The 18,772-nt window shown below is 43.0% G+C and carries 12 protein-coding genes, 1 tRNA gene and 1 riboswitch; of the genes, 4 read left to right on the forward strand and 9 right to left on the reverse strand.

The window, feature by feature from the left end; all coding sequences use genetic code 11:
- Positions 1–3 precede the first annotated feature (3 nt).
- Both MHO82_RS16600 and metA read left to right on the forward strand, forming a co-directional pair.
- Positions 4–80 (forward strand) — tRNA-Asp (locus MHO82_RS16600).
- Positions 81–260: 180 nt separating this feature from the next.
- Complete coding sequence (gene metA / locus MHO82_RS16605; RefSeq protein WP_239185486.1) at positions 261–1,202, forward strand: homoserine O-succinyltransferase; 942 nt, start codon at positions 261–263, stop codon at positions 1,200–1,202.
- 59 nt (positions 1,203–1,261) lie between these two features.
- Here the strand turns inward: metA and MHO82_RS16610 are convergent, their stop codons facing one another.
- Positions 1,262–2,539 (reverse strand): sodium:proton antiporter, encoded by a 1,278-nt coding sequence (locus MHO82_RS16610; protein ID WP_239185488.1) that lies wholly within the window; start codon positions 2,537–2,539, stop codon positions 1,262–1,264.
- A gap of 194 nt (positions 2,540–2,733) precedes the next feature.
- Here MHO82_RS16610 and metH point away from each other — a divergent pair, with 194 nt between their 5' ends.
- Complete coding sequence (gene metH, locus MHO82_RS16615) at positions 2,734–6,414, forward strand: methionine synthase (protein ID WP_239185490.1); 3,681 nt, start codon at positions 2,734–2,736, stop codon at positions 6,412–6,414.
- A 97-nt stretch (positions 6,415–6,511) separates the two neighbouring features.
- Here metH and lysC read toward each other — a convergent pair whose 3' ends face one another.
- A complete protein-coding gene (gene lysC, locus MHO82_RS16620; protein ID WP_343299973.1) occupies positions 6,512–7,867 on the reverse strand; it encodes a lysine-sensitive aspartokinase 3 in 1,356 nt (451 codons plus the stop codon).
- A 112-nt stretch (positions 7,868–7,979) separates the two neighbouring features.
- A riboswitch (Lysine riboswitch) is annotated at positions 7,980–8,158 on the reverse strand.
- Between the two features lie 249 nt (positions 8,159–8,407).
- On the opposite strand from lysC, the gene MHO82_RS16625 reads away from it, so the two are divergent.
- A complete protein-coding gene (locus MHO82_RS16625; protein ID WP_239185492.1) occupies positions 8,408–9,526 on the forward strand; it encodes an alanine--glyoxylate aminotransferase family protein in 1,119 nt (372 codons plus the stop codon).
- Between the two features lie 66 nt (positions 9,527–9,592).
- On the opposite strand, the gene MHO82_RS16630 is transcribed toward MHO82_RS16625, so the two are convergent.
- From MHO82_RS16630 to galU, 7 genes are all read right to left on the reverse strand, one after another.
- Positions 9,593–11,365 carry a Wzy polymerase domain-containing protein gene (locus MHO82_RS16630; protein ID WP_239185494.1) on the reverse strand — a complete coding sequence of 591 codons (1,773 nt, stop codon included), beginning with the start codon at positions 11,363–11,365 and terminating at the stop codon, positions 9,593–9,595.
- An 88-nt stretch (positions 11,366–11,453) separates the two neighbouring features.
- Complete coding sequence (gene uvrA, locus MHO82_RS16635; protein WP_239185496.1) at positions 11,454–14,279, reverse strand: excinuclease ABC subunit UvrA; 2,826 nt, start codon at positions 14,277–14,279, stop codon at positions 11,454–11,456.
- 87 nt (positions 14,280–14,366) lie between these two features.
- On the reverse strand, positions 14,367–15,740 hold the full coding sequence (locus MHO82_RS16640; RefSeq protein WP_239185498.1) for an O-antigen ligase family protein: 1,374 nt from the start codon (positions 15,738–15,740) through the stop codon (positions 14,367–14,369).
- Between the two features lie 89 nt (positions 15,741–15,829).
- Entirely contained in the window at positions 15,830–16,630 is an 801-nt protein-coding gene (locus MHO82_RS16645) for a hypothetical protein (protein WP_239185500.1), read from the reverse strand.
- A gap of 136 nt (positions 16,631–16,766) precedes the next feature.
- Entirely contained in the window at positions 16,767–17,174 is a 408-nt protein-coding gene (locus MHO82_RS16650) for a hypothetical protein (RefSeq protein WP_239185502.1), read from the reverse strand.
- Positions 17,171–17,839, reverse strand: a complete 669-nt coding sequence (locus MHO82_RS16655) for a hypothetical protein (protein WP_239185504.1) — start codon at positions 17,837–17,839, stop codon at positions 17,171–17,173. The genes MHO82_RS16650 and MHO82_RS16655 overlap by 4 nt, the downstream gene beginning before the upstream one ends.
- 5 nt (positions 17,840–17,844) lie before the next feature.
- A complete protein-coding gene (galU, locus tag MHO82_RS16660; RefSeq protein WP_239185505.1) occupies positions 17,845–18,711 on the reverse strand; it encodes a UTP--glucose-1-phosphate uridylyltransferase GalU in 867 nt (288 codons plus the stop codon).
- Between the last annotated feature and the right edge of the window lie 61 nt (positions 18,712–18,772).

The raw sequence follows: 18,772 nt of genomic DNA on the forward strand, positions 1-18,772 counted from the left end.
TGCGGAGTGGTAGTTCAGTTGGTTAGAATACCGGCCTGTCACGCCGGGGGTCGCGGGTTCGAGTCCCGTCCACTCCGCCACTTATTGGAAAAGCCCGATACTTTCGTATCGGGCTTTTTTCATGTCTGCTGTAAATTATCTTTAAGCGATATTGTTTATTTTCAATCTAGTATTAGATTGGACTCGACATCATACGATTAGCTCTTTATATTTAGATGTATAGACGTCCAAATATCTAGATTGCTTAAGGAGAGAGCAGTATGCCGATTAAAATTCCTGACTTACTACCGGCTTCGGATATTCTTCGAAATGAGAATATTTTTGTGATGCCAGAATCGAGAGCGACAACCCAGGAGATTCGGCCCCTTAAGGTTCTTATCCTAAACCTTATGCCTAAAAAAATTGAGACTGAGACTCAATTCTTACGCTTACTTTCTAATAGCCCATTACAAGTAGATGTTGAGTTACTACGTATTGATGATCGCCCAAGTCGAAATACGCCTGAAGAGCACCTTAATAACTTTTATCGTCAGTTTGAAATGGTCAAGCAGCGTAACTTTGATGGTTTGATTATTACAGGCGCACCTTTAGGCTTAGTGCAGTTTGAAGATGTACTTTATTGGGATCATTTACAAACCATCATGAGCTGGGCTAAAGATCATGTAACATCAACCTTATATGTTTGCTGGGCTGCTCAGGCTGGTTTAAAATTATTATATGATTTACCTAAGCGCACCCGTTCAGAAAAGCTTTCTGGTGTGTATTATCATGATGCTCTTGATTGTCATCATCCTCTTTTAAGAGGTTTTGATGATACTTTTTTAGCCCCTCATTCGCGTTATGCCGACTTTTCTTCAGATTATCTTACCGAGCATACTGATCTCGATATTTTGGCAACTTCAGAACAAGCAGGTGTTTATTTAGCATCAACGAAGGATAAGCGGAATGTCTTTGTCACAGGGCACCCTGAATACGAGTCTCACACTTTGCATAACGAATATGTGCGTGATTTAGGAGAGGGAATGGAGCCTATCGTTCCTGTTAATTACTATCCAGATAACAATCCAGAAAACAAACCGAGAGCCACTTGGCGTAGTCATGGGCATTTATTGTTTTCAAATTGGCTAAATTACTGCGTTTATCAACAGACACCTTATGACTTAGAGCATTTCTCAGAAGCTAATTTTACTAAAGACGACTAGGATTAAGCCTAAAATAAAAGCCAGCAGTAACGCTGGCTTTGTTTATAGTAGGAAGGTTGTTATTGCTCTTTTTCTAGCTGTTTGGCTTTTTCGATCATCGGAGTGATGGTTGAGCCCTGTACTAGAATAGAGAAGACAACAACGGCATACGTCATCACGAGAATGATTTCTCTTACGTCTATGCCTTTTTCTGGAACAACCCAGACTCCAGCAGGAATGGCCATGGCCATAGCAAGTGCTAGCCCACCTCGTAAGCCGCCCCATGTCAAGATTTTCACTGAGTAAGGGTTGTAGGTACGGTAGCGTTTAAAACCGACATAAGATAAAAACACACTTAAATAGCGGCTTAATAATACTAGTGGAACCGCAAAAATCATGACAATCCAATCCTCGCTATGGAATTGGAATAGAAGCATGGATAAACCGATAAGTAAAAAGAGTGTTCCATTTAAAAACTCATCGACTAACTCCCAGAAGTGGTCAAGGTGCTCTTCACTCTCTTTTGAAAAGCCAATATAGCGAGTCCAATTACCAATCATGATTCCCGATACCACCATAGCCAGCGGGCCAGATACATGAATGATGTCGGCAAAGGCATAACCTGCGGTTGGTACACCAATCGTTAACAGGAGCTCCATTGAGTGATCGTCTGTGGCACTGATCAAATAGTGGAATAATAGGCCGAGTAAAAAACCATATACGATACCGCCAATGGCTTCTTGTACGAATAAATGAATCACATTACCGACAGTTGGAGCTTCGTTACCAAAAGCGATGGTAAATAGCGTTACGAATAGAACTAAGCCAAACCCATCGTTAAATAGGGACTCTCCTTCAATTTGAGTGGAAATACGTTTTGGGGCGTCGAGCTTTTTGACAATTGCTAATACTGCGATGGGATCGGTAGGAGAAATAAGGGCACCAAACAGCAAGCAATAGATAAAATCAAAAGGTAATCCGATTAACTGGCAAAACAGCCATAAAGCCCCACCAATGAAGAACGTTGAAAATAGAGTTGCTCCCAGAGCTAAGACGGTAATTTCCCACTTTTGGTCTTTGAGGTTAGGTAGTTTTATTCCTAAACCACCCGCAAATAATAAAAAGCCTAGGATCCCCTTTAGGAGAAAATCTTCAAAGTTAATCGCACTGAGTGTTGTTGTCGCAATTTCTGTTAGGTTGAACCAATCATTATGGCCCGCAATGATGATTCCAAGGGAAAGAATCATCGCACCTGCCGTAATGGCAATCGTGGTTTGCATTTTACCAATTTTACTATTGATAAATGCGATGATCATAGCGGCTGCAGCTAAAAAGCAGAGCGTGTAATAGACCGACATGGGCTAACCTCTGGTTAGAAAGAGAATAGATTAAAATGTTACTAATTGTAACTATCAGGCATTTTCAACGTAAGCTGGAAATTTATCAAACATATTTTTGTGAAGGGAGGGATAATTTTTTTAGACGTCTAGATTTCTAATTGCCCTGTGTTAGGATGGTTGTCAGTAAATATAACAAGGAATGAGGTAGTACCGTGTCGGGAAGCAATGTGAAACAGCAATTGGAAGCCTTACTCGCCGAGCGAATTTTATTGATCGATGGCGGTATGGGGACCATGATTCAGGGCTATAAACTGGAAGAGCCTGATTATCGTGGTGATCGTTTTTCTGATTGGCACTGTGATTTAAAAGGAAATAATGATCTACTAGTACTATCTCAGCCTCAGATTATTAAAGATATTCATAGTGAATATTTAGAGGCCGGCGCAGATATTCTTGAAACGAATACCTTTAATGCGACTACCATTGCTATGGCTGACTACGATATGGAAAGCCTTAGTGAAGAAATTAACTTTGAGGCCGCAAAACTAGCAAGAGAAGTTGCAGATGAATGGACGGCAAAGACACCGGATAAACCTCGTTATGTTGCGGGTGTGCTAGGGCCTACGAACCGCACTTGCTCTTTATCTCCAGATGTTAACGATCCTGGCTTTCGTAATGTGACTTTCGATGATCTCGTAGTCGCTTATTCGGAGTCGACACGTGCTCTGATTAAAGGTGGATCCGATCTGATTCTGATCGAAACCATTTTTGATACTCTTAATGCTAAAGCATGTGCCTTTGCTGTTGAATCGGTATTTGAAGAGCTTGGTATTGTTTTGCCTGTTATGATTTCAGGCACGATAACAGATGCTTCAGGGCGTACCCTATCAGGTCAAACGACAGAGGCTTTTTATAACGCTTTACGCCATGTTAAACCCATCTCATTTGGTTTGAACTGTGCACTTGGTCCTGATGAGTTGCGTCAATATGTTGAAGAGCTTTCTCGGATCTCCGAGTGCAGTGTTTCTGCTCACCCTAATGCAGGCCTCCCTAATGCGTTTGGTGAATATGACCTATCGCCAGAAGACATGGCGGAGCACATTGCAGAGTGGGCTCAAAGTGGCTTTTTAAACCTTGTTGGTGGTTGTTGTGGTACAACACCAGAACATATTCGTCAAATGGCCAATGCCGTTAAAGGGGTTAAGCCACGCGCATTACCTGACTTACCTGTTGCTTGTCGATTATCAGGCCTTGAGCCTCTTACTATTGAAAAAGATTCGTTATTCATTAACGTTGGTGAGCGGACTAACGTTACGGGCTCTGCTCGCTTTAAGCGTCTTATTAAAGAAGAGCAATACGATGAAGCTTTAGAAGTTGCTAGGCAGCAAGTCGAGAACGGTGCACAAATCATCGATATCAATATGGATGAAGGTATGATCGACGCCAAGGCTTGCATGGTGCGTTTTCTGAACCTGTGTGCGTCTGAGCCTGAAATATCTAAAGTACCAATCATGGTCGATTCGTCGAAATGGGACGTCATTGAAGCAGGTTTACAGTGCATTCAAGGTAAGGGGATCGTTAACTCTATTTCCTTGAAAGAAGGCAAAGAAGCGTTTGTTCATCATGCCAAATTAGTAAAGCGTTATGGTGCCGCCGTTATCGTGATGGCGTTTGATGAAGAAGGTCAAGCGGATACTCGTGAGCGCAAAACTGAGATTTGTACTAATGCATATCGGATTTTGGTTGATGAAGTTGGTTTCCCACCGGAAGACATTATTTTTGACCCGAATATCTTTGCGGTAGCAACCGGCATTGAAGAGCACAACAACTACGCGGTGGATTTTATTGAAGCCGTTGGGGACATCAAACGAGATTTGCCACACGCTATGATCTCTGGTGGGGTCTCTAATGTTTCGTTCTCATTTCGTGGTAATAACTACGTTCGTGAAGCGATTCATGCGGTATTTCTATATCACTGTTTCCAGCGTGGTATGGACATGGGGATTGTTAACGCGGGGCAACTTGAGATTTACGATAACGTGCCTGAAAAGCTTCGTGATGCAGTTGAAGATGTTGTATTGAACCGCCGTGAAGATGGCACTGAGCGTTTATTGGAGATTGCTGAAGCGTACCGAGAAAATGCGGTAGGCAAAGAGGACGACAAATCCGCACTAGAATGGCGTACTTGGTCTGTCGAAAAGCGTTTAGAGCATTCTCTGGTTAAAGGCATTACTGAATACATCATTGAAGATACGGAAGAAGCGCGTGTGAATGCTTCTCGGCCGATCGAGGTGATTGAAGGCCCGTTAATGGATGGCATGAACGTGGTCGGGGATCTTTTCGGTGAAGGTAAAATGTTTTTACCTCAAGTGGTGAAATCCGCACGTGTAATGAAACAAGCGGTTGCCCACCTAGAGCCTTTCATTAATGCACTAAAAGAAGAAGGCACTTCTAACGGAAAAATTTTACTCGCAACAGTAAAAGGCGATGTTCATGATATTGGAAAAAATATTGTGGGTGTTGTTCTTCAGTGTAATAACTATGAAATTATCGACCTTGGAGTTATGGTACCTTGTGAAACTATCTTAAAAGTCGCTAAGGAAGAAAACGTCGATATCATTGGGTTGAGTGGGTTAATTACCCCTTCTCTTGATGAGATGGTACACGTAGCAAAAGAGATGGAACGTCAAGGATTTGAACTGCCATTATTGATCGGTGGCGCGACCACATCTAAAGCGCACACCGCTGTTAAAATTGAGCAAAATTACCATGGCCCTGTGGTATACGTAAATAACGCTTCTCGTGCGGTAGGGGTATGTACGTCCTTGCTCTCTGATGAGCTGCGCCCTGCCTTTATGGATCGATTAGAGCTTGATTATGAGCGTGTGCGAGATCAGCATAACCGTAAAGCGCCACGAACCAAGCCGGTGACTTTAGATCAAGCGCGTGCGAATAAAGCAGATCTAGATTGGGATAGTTATACTCCACCTGCGCCAGCCAAAGGGGGAATTCATGTGTTTGATGATTTTTCTGTCGCTACGCTGCGTAACTATATCGATTGGACGCCATTTTTCATGACGTGGTCTTTAAGTGGTAAATTTCCTGCGATTCTTGAGCATGAGTTGGTGGGAGAAGAAGCTCGTAAACTTTACAAGGAAGCTAATCAACTGCTTGATAAAATTGAGCAGGAAGGAATTATTAAAGCTCGTGGCATGTGTGGTCTATTTCCTGCCAATAGCGTGGATGATGATATTGAAGTGTACAGCGATGAAAGTCGTACTGAAGTCATCAAGGTTCTACATAACTTACGACAGCAAACAGAAAAGCCAAAAGGGTTTAACTATTGCTTATCGGATTTTATCGCTCCCAAAGACAGTGGTAAACCTGACTGGGTTGGTGCTTTTGCCGTTACAGGAGGGATTGGTGAACGAGAACTTGCTGATCAGTTTAAAGCCCAAGGTGATGACTATAATGCCATCATGATCCAAGCTGTGGCTGATCGCTTGGCAGAAGCCTTTGCGGAATGTTTACATGAAACGGTTCGTAAAGAGATTTGGGGTTACGCTGCGGATGAAGATCTGAATAATGAAGATTTGATCCGTGAAAAGTATCAGGGGATTCGTCCTGCACCGGGTTATGCGGCGTGTCCTGAGCATACTGAAAAAGGCTCTTTATGGGAGCTAATGGATGTTGAAAATGCTATTGGCATGTCGTTAACATCCAGTTATGCGATGTGGCCTGGTGCTTCTGTTTCTGGCTGGTATTTCTCACATCCTGATTCTCGTTACTTCGCTGTAGCACAGATCCAACAAGATCAGGTCGATAGCTATATCGAGCGTAAAGGCTGGGATCCACTGGAAGCTGAAAAGTGGTTAGGGCCTAACATGAACTAATTACTGATTCCTATTCGGAAAATAAAAAGAGCGTGGTTGTTAAACACGCTCTTTTTGTATCTGGATAAGAATAAAGGAATTGGACGGTTAGCTGTTTTTATTCGCTTTCAAATAGTTCCTGGTGCAATGTTTGAACGGCTTGCTTAGACTCTGATTGGTGAACGAGGAAGCAAAGGTTGTGAGGGCTGGCACCATAACAGATCATTCTAAGGTTAAAGTCTTCTAAAGTACTGAAGACTTGTTTTGCATAACCTTTATTTTCACTCATTTTGTTACCAATTAAGGCCACTAGGCATAAGTCGTGCTCAACCTCTACTCGACACAACTTTTCCAGCTCTTGTTGGGCTTCGATAGGTAACTCAGGTGCACCGCCAGCAGTGTTGGTTTGATCTAATGTTAATGACACGCTGACTTCTGAGGTTGTGATGAGATCCACTGAGATCTGATGCTTCGCTAAAATGTTAAAGACTTCTGCGAGGAAACCATAAGCGTGGAACATATTTAAACTATGTAAAGTGACCATCGTTTGGTTGCAGCGTAGCGCCAGTGCTCTGAATAATGGTGCACTGTCGACAGACTCTTTTATCCACGTCCCGCCTTTTTCCGGTTCTTTAGAGGATCCGACAAACACCGGGATCTGGTGACGTACGGCAGGCACTAAGGTCGAAGGGTGGAGAATTTTTGCGCCGAAGTTGGCCATTTCAGAGGCTTCACTGAAGCTAATTTCTGGGATTGGTGTGGCTTTCGGGGCAATGCGAGGATCAGTGGTATAGATCCCAGGAACATCGGTCCAAATTTCTAACCCATTTGCTCGCACGGCTTCTGCGATTAATGCTGCGCTATAGTCACTGCCACCACGGCCAAGGGTGGTGGTGTTACCTTGTGAATCTGAGCCAATAAAACCTTGGCTGATCACTACGTGATTTTCACATAGTGGTATCAGCTTTTCACTAGCAAGGGCGGAAATGTCATCAAGTTGAGGTACGGCTTTGCCAAATTGACTATCTGTTCTTAATACATCTCGGATATCAAATCGAACGGCATCAATGCCACGTTCACGAAGTAACTGGGCAAATAGGTGAGTCGACATTAACTCACCACAGGCGACGAGTTGATCCGTTAATTTATTACTCGGCTCTTTTGATGCTGCTTCAGCCACCGTGGCAACCGTATCTAAAATCTCTTGAATGTCATTTTCGACCGCAATTGGATCCGCGAGTTGATCGAGCACTCCATAGTGAATATTTTTTAATTGTGAAAGGGTATTAAAACGGCTGGTGGCATCTTGCATTCCATTAGCCAGTTCAACCAACAAGTTTGTGACGCCTGAGCAGGCACTAATCACGACTAGACGAGTATTTTGATTGTGTTCGATGATATTTGCACAGCGCCCCATGGCTTCAAAATTAGCCACACTGGTTCCGCCAAACTTTGCAACAGTGAAAGTGCTCACTTTCCTTTCTCCCAAATATATCCAGATAAATTGGTGATTGTGTTACGTGGGAAAGTTGTGTCCCAACGTCCATTGTCAGGAGAGCTAAGGTAGGAAAATACATAGAAATGTACTAACCAGAAGCTCTCCACTTGTTATGTACAAGTGACAGCCGCAAGGATTCAGCCTTAACGACCGATAAGATTAAGCCCGCAACCTAACCTTATCTCGGCATTGCTCCCCATGACTGACTCGCATTGGAGTTGGGGCTCCGCGAGTGAGCTGCCTGGGCAATGCTCCTCTTCTGTTTTGTTTGCCTCATTCATTGAGTACAAACAAGATGAATGACTTATTGATACGTTTTTGTTGCATTGTTGTCAATTGTAGAATGAGTTGTTAAGTAAAAAAGTGTGTATTTAGGAAAGAGGCGACAAGAAATTACCGTTTTTGAGAAAAAGAGAACAGCATTTTCGTGGTTGGTCTAATTGTACACAAAAACATCATTGGCTATGATGAGCGAGACATGGCAGGAGCCTACTTTACCTCTAGGAGATGATAATAATGACAATTCAAAGTTTTAACCCTCCTCACCGTACGTTAATGGGCCCTGGCCCTTCTGATATTTACCCGCAAGTGCTGCAAGCGTTGAGTCGCCCGACCATAGGGCATCTAGATCCTTTGTTTATTGGAATGATGGATGAACTTAAACAGTTACTGCAATATGCTTTCCAAACTGAAAATACATTCACAATAGCGGTATCGGCACCAGGTAGTGCAGGCATGGAAGCGTGTTTTGTCAATCTAGTTGAGCCGGGCGATAAAGTGGTGGTGTGTCGCAATGGTGTGTTTGGGGAACGCATGCGCCAAAACGTGGAACGTTGTGGTGGTGTTGCTGTTGTTATTGATGACGAGTGGGGCAAACCAGTTAGTGTTGATAAGGTGGCAAAAGCCCTTGAAGAGCACTCAGATACCAAGTTAGTCGCCTTTGTTCATGCTGAAACATCGACAGGAGCGTTAAGTGACGCACAAGCGATTGCTGCATTGGCTCAAAAGCACAATTGTTTAACCATTGTCGATGCAGTGACCTCTTTAGGTGGGGTTCCTTTGCTGGTGGATGAGTGGGGGCTAGATGCAGTTTATTCCGGTAGTCAAAAATGTTTGTCCTGTGTTCCTGGCTTATCTCCATTGACATTTTCATCAAAAGCGGTAGGAAAAATTCAGGCTCGAACGACTCCAGTCCAAAGTTGGTTTTTAGATCAAAGCTTAGTACTTGGGTATTGGAGTGGGGAAGGTAAGCGCAGTTACCATCATACGGCACCAGTAAATAGTTTATATGCGTTGCATGAAGCATTGCTACGCTTGAAAAATGAAGGTTTAGAACAAGCGTGGCAGCGTCATGCAGCAGCTCATGAGCAACTAAAAGCTGGCTTAGAGCAGCTTGGTATTGAATTTGTTGTGGACGAAAAAGATCGTCTTCCTCAACTTAATGCGGTTTACATTCCAGACGGTGTCGATGATGCCGCAGTGAGGCAGCACTTACTTGAAACCTATAACCTTGAGATCGGTGCAGGACTTGGTGCATTGGCGGGTAAAGCGTGGCGTATCGGGTTAATGGGATATGGGGCGAGAGCTGAAAACGTAGCGCTGTGTTTAAAAACACTAGAGTCAGCGCTTCGTTAGTTTTGTAAATTTCTTATGTCTTGGTAGTTGGGCTGATACTAATAATCAGCCCTTTTATTATGTAAGTTATTCGGCTGCGCTGCTCGCTTTGCTCAGGCCTGAAGGCAGATTCACGAGAGAAAAATCGACCTTAGGAAATAAGTAGCGGGCTTCGTTGCGAATCTCTTCCGCCATCTCCCTTTCTCCAACGCCTTGATAGGCCAAAATCAAGTTCTTATAAAAAGCAGGACGTGGCTTATTGAGAATGATGTCTTTAGACCAGTTAATGTAAGGCTGAATGTATTCCGGTTTGTTTTGCTGCAAACCGATGGCCAACTGAGTGCTGAAAATATCCCAGTTAAAGCGATCTTCCCACACGACAGGGTTAGTTACCTGTAAAAGAATATCAGGCTGAGGCGGGCGGCTAGTTTCAAATTTTGTTAAGACCCAATTGGTGTGAAGAACACTTAACATATAGGCTGTTGTGACGATGGGGATCACTAACGAGCTGACTCGAAACAGCACTTTACTTGGTAAATGAATGGCAACTTTTTTGTATTTTGCACTGAGCTGTTCAATCCAGTACACCAAAATAATAAACGTGAACCAGTGTGGCGCAGAGTGGTAAAACGGATACTCAAGTAAACTATGCAGCATGATAGGCGTCAGTAAAGCTAATAGGGCCAAGCGCGAACCATTACTTGAATGATGAATACGAATGAAAATATAGCAGCCTGCCAGTATTAATCCGATCACAGGGATCATCCCACCTTCAACGGCCCAGAATAAGAATTCATTATGTGGGTGATCCATAGAAGGCAGCCCAGGGTGGTAATTTGGATTCAAGGCGTGTTGTTTGGCGGTATAGAGGGTGTACTCTGCTTCAAACCGACCATAACCATACCCGGTATATGGTTTTTCTAATACCATATCTAAGGTTTGAGGGTACGTGAATTGGCGAGCGCTCTCCAAAGTCGTTTTATGTGACAAAAGCTGCTGAGTACTAGCATTTTTGAGAGAGTGCAGCTGGATCACACTATAGCTCAGTATTAAACCCGTGAGTAAACTGCTTCCCCATAAATAAAATCGCTTCTTATTGGTATAGCGCCACATGTAAGGGGAAATGAGTGCTATTGTAATGAATGCTGATAACCAGCCTGTGCGAGAAGCTAAAACAACTAACAAAGGGATAAGGATGATGGGTGTAATGAAAAGAATGAAAGTTGCGATTTTATTGTTATCGTATTTTACCGATTGTCTTGCCAGTAAGTAGCTTGAAAGCACTAACCCTGTGGTTAAAAAGCTAGCCATGACATTGGGTTGCTGGAAAATACCATAAGGGCGGTTCGCAAATGTGTTATAGCCAAATGGATTATTCGGCTCTAACAGTAAATATTGCACATAGCCAAAGCTTGCTTCAATTAAGGTGGCGATAACAATAAGCCATAATAAAAACTGACGTTGTTTATTGTTAAAGGCAAACTGCTGTAATAAAACGAAAAAAAGAAAACCAGCCCACACGCCTGTTAGTCGACTAAGGACTAATTCAGGCTGTGCATCAGCATAAAAGATAGGGACTGTTAATAACAGACAACTGCATAATAGAACAAGGGTGAGACGAGTGTATTTGATCGCCCCTTGGTTTGCTGTGTGATAAAGAGCAAAGGCAATGGCAATACTTAACGGTATCCAGCTTGACGCATTGAAAGATAAATGCAGCCCGGAACCACCAGGGTTAGGTTGGAATACATGCATTGCAACAAGAAATAGGAGAGCAAGGCTAGCTAGAAAGTAGCGAGTCAGTGGTAAGCCTTGTGTTTTTGCTGCGAGTTGAGTTCCTTGAATATGTAAGATTGCCATAATGATGAAACAAAATTCCTTGTGGTCGAAAAAAGCCAGCGTTGCTGCTGGCTTTTTTAGATAAGCTGAATTAACTGCAATGGAGATATTATTTCAGCATCGGTTTTAAGAATCTAGCTGTATGTGAGCCTTCCACAAGGGCGACTTGCTCTGGTGTGCCTTGAGCGATAATTTCACCACCACCTTGGCCACCTTCTGGGCCCAGATCGACAATCCAATCGGCGGTTTTCACAACATCCAGGTTGTGTTCGATGACAACAATGGTGTTACCATGATCACGTAAGCGGTGAAGTACTGTTAATAGCAATTGAATATCATGGAAATGTAGCCCTGTCGTCGGCTCATCCAGAATGTACAATGTCTTACCTGTGTCTCGCTTGGAAAGCTCACGAGCCAGTTTGACACGCTGTGCTTCACCACCAGATAAAGTTGTCGCTGCTTGCCCCAATCGAATGTACGATAAACCAACGTCCATCAGTGTTTGTAGTTTTCTGGCAATAACGGGAACCGGATCAAAAAACTCTCGTGCATCTTCCACGGTCATTTCTAATACTTCATCGATGGTTTTGCCTTTATAACGGATCTCTAAGGTTTCTCGGTTATATCGCTTACCAGCACAAGAGTCACAAGGAACGTAGACGTCGGGTAAGAAATGCATTTCGACCTTGATCACACCATCACCCTGGCAAGCTTCACAACGCCCCCCACGCACATTAAAGCTGAATCGTCCCACTTTGTAGCCGCGTGAACGAGACTCTTGTGTACCAGCAAAAAGCTCACGGATAGGCGTGAAAATACCAGTGTAGGTAGCAGGGTTAGAGCGAGGGGTTCGGCCTATTGGACTTTGATCAATGTCGATCACCTTATCAAAGTGCTCTAGTCCCTGTATTTTTTTATAAGGTGATGGTTCTACCGTGGTTGCTCCGTTTAATTGTGTGTGAGCAATTTTGAAAAAGGTGTCATTGATTAACGTTGACTTTCCTGATCCCGAAACACCAGTAATACAAGTAAAGAGGCCAACTGGTAATTCAAAGGTCACATCTTTTAGGTTATTACCAGTCGCACCTGTGAGTGTCACGGTTTTATTTGGATCTCTTTCTACGCGATGAGCCGGCACTTCGATGGATTTTGTGCCATTTAAATATTGTCCGGTTAATGATTCTGGTGTGGCAATAATTTCTTCAAACGTTCCTTCTGCAATTACGTCACCGCCATGCACGCCTGCCCCTGGGCCAATATCAATAATATGATCCGCCGCACGAATAGCATCTTCATCATGCTCTACAACAAGAACGGTATTACCTAAATCTCGAAGATGATTCAGCGTTTTTAATAACCTTTCATTATCACGCTGGTGGAGGCCAATGGAAGGTTCATCCAGTACATACATGACACCAACAAGGCCAGCGCCTATTTGACTTGCAAGACGGATACGTTGAGCTTCACCGCCTGATAAGGTTTCGGCACTGCGAGAAAGGCTTAAGTAGTTAAGACCAACGTTAATCAAAAAGTGCAGGCGATCATTAATCTCTTTCATGATCTTTTCTGCAATTTGAGCTCGTTGTCCCGTGAGTGTGAGGGCCTGGAAAAAATCCATCGCCTCACTAATACTCATTTCACTGATTGCAGGTAAGGTTGTGTTATTGACAAAAACACTACGAGCTTCAAGGCGTAAGCGAGAGCCATCACAGCTAGCACAAGATTTCGTTGATACGAATTTGGCAAGATCTTCACGAACTGAGTTCGATTCAGTTTCGCGATAGCGTCGTTCCATGTTATTCAAGATGCCTTCAAAAGGGTGGCGTTTTACTCGAATATCACCGCGATCATTAATGTATTTAAACTCTATGTCAGTACGTCCAGAACCTTTTAAAATGATATTTTGAATTTTTTTAGGCAGTGATTTGAACGGAGTATCAATGTCAAAATCATAGTGCTCAGAGAGAGATTTCAACATTTGAAAGTAATAGAAATTTTTCTGATCCCAACCTCGAATAGCTCCGTCTTTTAAACTTAATGTACTGTCCGTTATAACACGGTTTTGATCAAAATATTGCTGTACTCCCAAACCATCACAGGTGCCACAAGCACCAGCTGGGTTGTTAAATGAAAATAAGCGAGGCTCCAGCTCTTGCATGCTGTAACCACAGTGAGGACACGCAAAGTTAGCCGAAAAAACAAGAGGCTCTTTGTCTGACTCATCCATCCAGCTAACAACGGCAATACCACCAGACAGCTCTAAACAAGTTTCAAAAGACTCGGCTAAGCGCTGTTTTAGATCATCACGGACTTTAAAGCGATCCACCACGACTTCAATCGTATGCTTTTTATGAAGTTCAAGTTCTGGTGGATCGGAAAGATCACACACCTCACCATCAATACGGGCGCGAATAAATCCTTGTGCCGCTAGATTCTCTAAGGTTTTAACATGCTCGCCTTTGCGCTCTTTGATAATAGGAGCAAGTAAAAATAGCTTAGAACCTTGTGGTAGCTCTAATACTTTGTCGACCATTTGGGTTACTGTTTGGGCGGTTAGCTCAACGTGATGCTCTGGGCAACGAGGCTCGCCGACACGCGCGTATAGCAATCGTAGGTAATCATACACTTCTGTAATCGTACCAACGGTGGAGCGAGGGTTGTGAGAGGTGGATTTCTGCTCAATAGAAATGGCTGGGGATAACCCTTCAATATGATCAACGTCAGGCTTTTCCATTAACGACAGGAATTGGCGAGCATAGGCGGATAAGGATTCCACGTACCTACGTTGGCCTTCTGCATAAAGGGTATCAAAAGCAAGAGAAGACTTGCCTGAGCCTGATAGGCCCGTGATAACGATTAATTTATCACGGGGCATGGTTAAATTGATATTTTTCAGGTTATGGGTACGAGCCCCTCTTACTTCGATCTTATCCATTGCCAATTCTTTTTCATTGAGGTTGTGGTCAGTAAGTATTGCATAGAGCCCCAAAACAGAAAAGGGAACTACTGGATAAAATTACAGTTACCTAGGGTGAGGCTCTCTCGGCATATTTTTGGAGATACCAGCTAAGACTAAAATGAGAATAAAAGTGGCGGCATTGGCCGGTGGTTGCAAATTAAAGTCAACGGAAATGTGGATGAGCATGCCACAAATGGCCATCAAGCACCCTAAGGCAGTGCCTTTCATTAGATGACTATGACGATTTCGTATCGTCCAAATACATTGATATATGGCTATTAAAATGGCCATGCCAAGTAACAAAGTTGCGGGTATACCAGACTCCACCATAAACTGAATGTATTCATTATGAGCGTGATCGTAAAAGCCGACGTCAGCATGGCTGTAACTTGGAAAAATTGCATAAAAACTACCAGCTCCGGTACCTGTGAGCGGATAATCTTTGATGATGTCTAGGCTCCATATCACCACTTGATCGCGAGACTCTTCCTGCAGTGATGTTTCAACAATTCGCTGTTTGACTTTATCAAGGCCAAATAAAGCACCAACAATAAAAGTATCTATCGCTAGTACACTGATGATTAACACTGTGAGAGCTCTAGGCCTATGTTTATAGAAGAGGAGAGCAGCGATGCCCCCAATGATCGTCGCGCTAAAAAAGGCGGTATTACCCATCCGAGAGCGAGTCATGACTAGCCCGATGACCATAATGATCAAACATAAACGAATGAGCATTTTTGTACTTAGGATAGCTATTAACCAGCGCTTAATTCGTACTTGCCAGCTGCCAGACTCTGTAGTGTTAAGCTCACTGATAATTAGACCTATTCCCATAGTAAGCACTAACATCAAATAATTAGCTAAATGGTTTTTATAAACAAATGACCCTGTCGCTATCTTTTTTTCGTCAAAAGAAAAAACAGGACTGATTTTGGTATCGAGTAATACCAATACAGCACCATAAAACGCTTGGATCATGGCACTGATCACAAGAGCAATAATGACAGCTTTGATGCGTTTGCTACTTGTGATCATGAGTACGCAATTAAGGGCCAGTAAGGCGTAGCTTATTCCCTTTAGAAGAGCAATAAAGCTGTGCTCATTGTCTAACGAGATAGAGCCTTGCTCATACCCAAGGCTGCGATATATTTCGGCGGTTTGTGGTGACAGGTAATCCAAAATGGAGAGAGGAAATACAACCGTTTGTAATAATGTCCAAGCCTGAAAAAGAAAAAGAGCACTAAGAAGCCACTTGATATATTTGATTTGGGCCCAAGGAAGGTTGCCTTTGTAGTAGGCAATTAAGACAAGTGTTTGTATAGCGAGCCATATCTCCATTATGGACCATGCCCATGCTCGGTTACTGGCTAAAGGAATTGGGAGCCAAATAAGCAGTATGAGCAAGCTAAAAAAACAGGCGCGTTCGATCTGGCGCATAAAGTACCTGTAAGTTATATGACAGAAATAAAAACAAGAAAGCCCAAGAAAACTCGGGCTTTACGAATACATTGGATTAAAAGATTTTATTAGCTTGGGGATACACCACTACCACCACCACCAGTGCCGCCAGCTGGTGCCGCTGGTGCACTGATCGAAGGAATCACAGCTGCTGGGACCGTTGAGGTACCTGCCGCTGTTGCTTCTGCAATTTGAGTCGGGTCAATACCGGATAAAATTGCCGCCGTTGTAATGACTTCATTGGGAATTTCTTGTTCACGAGCTGCTTGAGCGATGCTTTCTGCTTGCTCTGGCGCTAATGAGAGTACTAACCCTAACACTTCTTCGCTGCTTGCAGGATCCGAAATTAAAGTGGCTTTTAAAATGGACGCGGCTTGCTCTGGTGCCTGAGTCACTGCAGCTGTAACGATCTCTGTGACTTGTTCAGGCTGCATTTTCATCGCAGACGTTACAATATTGCCAGCTTGTTCTGGTTGTTTTTGTACTGCGGTAGCAACAATTTGGCTTGTATATTCAGGGGCGATAGCCGTTGCGGAAACGACAGTTGCTATCGTTCGTGGGGGCGGCACAGACATTGCCGCAGCCACTATATTACTGGCTTCCTCTGGAGAGGTTGCAAGGGCGTGGGCGATAATAGCTTGATATTGCTCAGGAGATTGAGTTACAAGCTGTTTTACTGTCTCAGCCACCAGTGTTGGGGAGCTGGTAACTGCCTTGCTAATGATTTGTTGTATGGATAATGAAGAGTTTGATACTAATTTAGTAATGGTATTCATTTCACTGTCATTAAGCGGTGAAACTTGTGCTTCTGCGTAAACATTTCCCGATAAAGCCAGTATAAGTAGTGTGGCTGCAGTGTATCCTTTCATAAGGCTGCGCTCCTAAAAGTATCAAAGTGATCTGTAGTTTAAAAAATATGCATTTAGTAACAAGAGAAGGAAGGGAAAAACCAACTTTTTTCATACTAAAGGGGCAAGAAGCAACAGCTCGGAATGGTGAGTATTCTTACTTTTTTGCTAGTTTTTTATAAATGGTTACAGTGATATAACTCAATGTTGTACCGAATAAAATTCCAGACCAATTTGCCCCCATATCTAACCAAGAAAATTGTCTTGTGGGAAGGAAGTACTGAGCTCCCTCATCAAGAGTTACCAGTAATAATAAAAGTAGTGTGATCCTGTTAATAATAGATCGTGGTGTGTAATTTAATTGGTTAGGGATAATCCAGAAAGAGAAATAAGAGATGAGTAAGCTGAGAACAAAATGCAACATTTGATCTCCACCTGCATGGTGTTCCAGTGTTAAAAGCTGTGTTGTGAATAGCCCCAAGCTTTTGGCTATCGATGCAAATACAGAAAATATGATAACGAAAATAAAGAGGGTACAGAGTAAATAATGGCTTCGCTTTTTCATAAAAGGTTATTGCATGCGTGGAGGGTAATGTTATTAAAGTGGAGTAAATTGCACGCTCGCTGCTTTGCTGGGGAGCGAGTAATGATATTCTCCACCTCTGCACGATACTTCGAAGAAGTAGAATGCTGTAGTAAAATACGAGCCACTTTAATTTGCTGGGGTGAATGTAGTTGAGTCCAATTAGCTAGCCCTATTTCTAAGTAGGCTTCGGATGAATAGGGGCTATGAGGCCCAAATTGTTCAGCGTGTTGAAGGTAGGTGTTTATTTGATTCGAACCGAGTTGTTTCTGCCACGCATATCGCGCCAGTTGTGAATAGCTTTGTGACCATATAGGTCTATTTTGTAATGCTTGTGACTCAAAGTTGATAGAGTGGGTCAATAGCTCAGGATCTTGGTGTAAAAAGCTCAACCAAGCATAGTGAGAAGCTGCTAAAGAAAGGTAATAAGGGTGGTTAGGCTGTATTTCTAACAAGGCATCGATGAGTTTTTCTGAATTTTGTATTTCTTCTTCAGAAGGGGGGGAGATTGTGCCTTGTTCTTTCCACCGAATTTGGGTTTGTTCTATTGCACTGCCGTATAAGCTCGCTGCACCAAATGATGCAGCGAAATAAATCAGGGCAATGGAAGTAGCAGCGAGTAAGAGTGCTGGTACTTTATTGATCATATTACTTATTTTTTACCTGTGGCTTTTTTAGCTAACTCTGAGCTTTTATCTTTTAAGTAGAGGTTCTCAAAGCAGTAATTTGTTGCTTCAATGTAGCCTTCGACACTACCACAATCAAAGCGTTTTCCTTTAAACTTATACGCGAGAACACAGCCAGTTTGGGCTTGTTTTAATAACGCATCGGTAATTTGAATTTCCCCACCCTTACCAGGTTCTGTTTTTTCAATGAGTTCAAAGATATCTGGGGTTAGAATGTAGCGGCCAATAATCGCAAGATTACTTGGTGCTGTGCCCGGCTCTGGCTTTTCGATCATGTTGTCAACGCGGAATAGATCATCTTTGATCATTTCTCCTGAGATAACGCCATATTTATGTGTTTCATCTTCAGGTACTTCCTCTACTGCAACGATTGAACAGCGAAATTGCTTGTAAAGAGCCACCATTTGTTCAAGAACGCCTTTGTCTTCATTGACGCACAGATCATCGGCAAGCACGACAGCAAATGGTTCATCACCAACAAGCTCACGTCCTGTCAAAATAGCGTGGCCAAGCCCCTTCATTTCGCGCTGGCGGATGTAGGTAAAGTTGGCGGAGTCGATAATACTACGGATATCCACTAACAACTCTTCTTTGTTCGTTCCGCTGATTTGGTGTTCTAGTTCGTAGTTTTTATCAAAATGATCCATCAAGGAATGTTTGCCACGACCTGTAACAATGCACATGCCGTCCATACCTGCATTTATAGCTTCTTCAACACCATATTCGATTAATGGTTTATTCACTACTGGCATCATTTCTTTGGGCATGGATTTGGTTGCGGGTAGGAAACGTGTTCCGTAGCCAGCAGCCGGAAAAAGGCATTTTTTGATCATAAAATCATCCTAGATTATTGATTGCTTACGAGCACTATCATCGTACATAAGATTTGTTAGT

Origin of the sequence: Vibrio sp. Of7-15 (assembly GCF_022347565.1) — a bacterium.
Taxonomy (GTDB): Bacteria; Pseudomonadota; Gammaproteobacteria; order Enterobacterales; family Vibrionaceae; genus NORP241.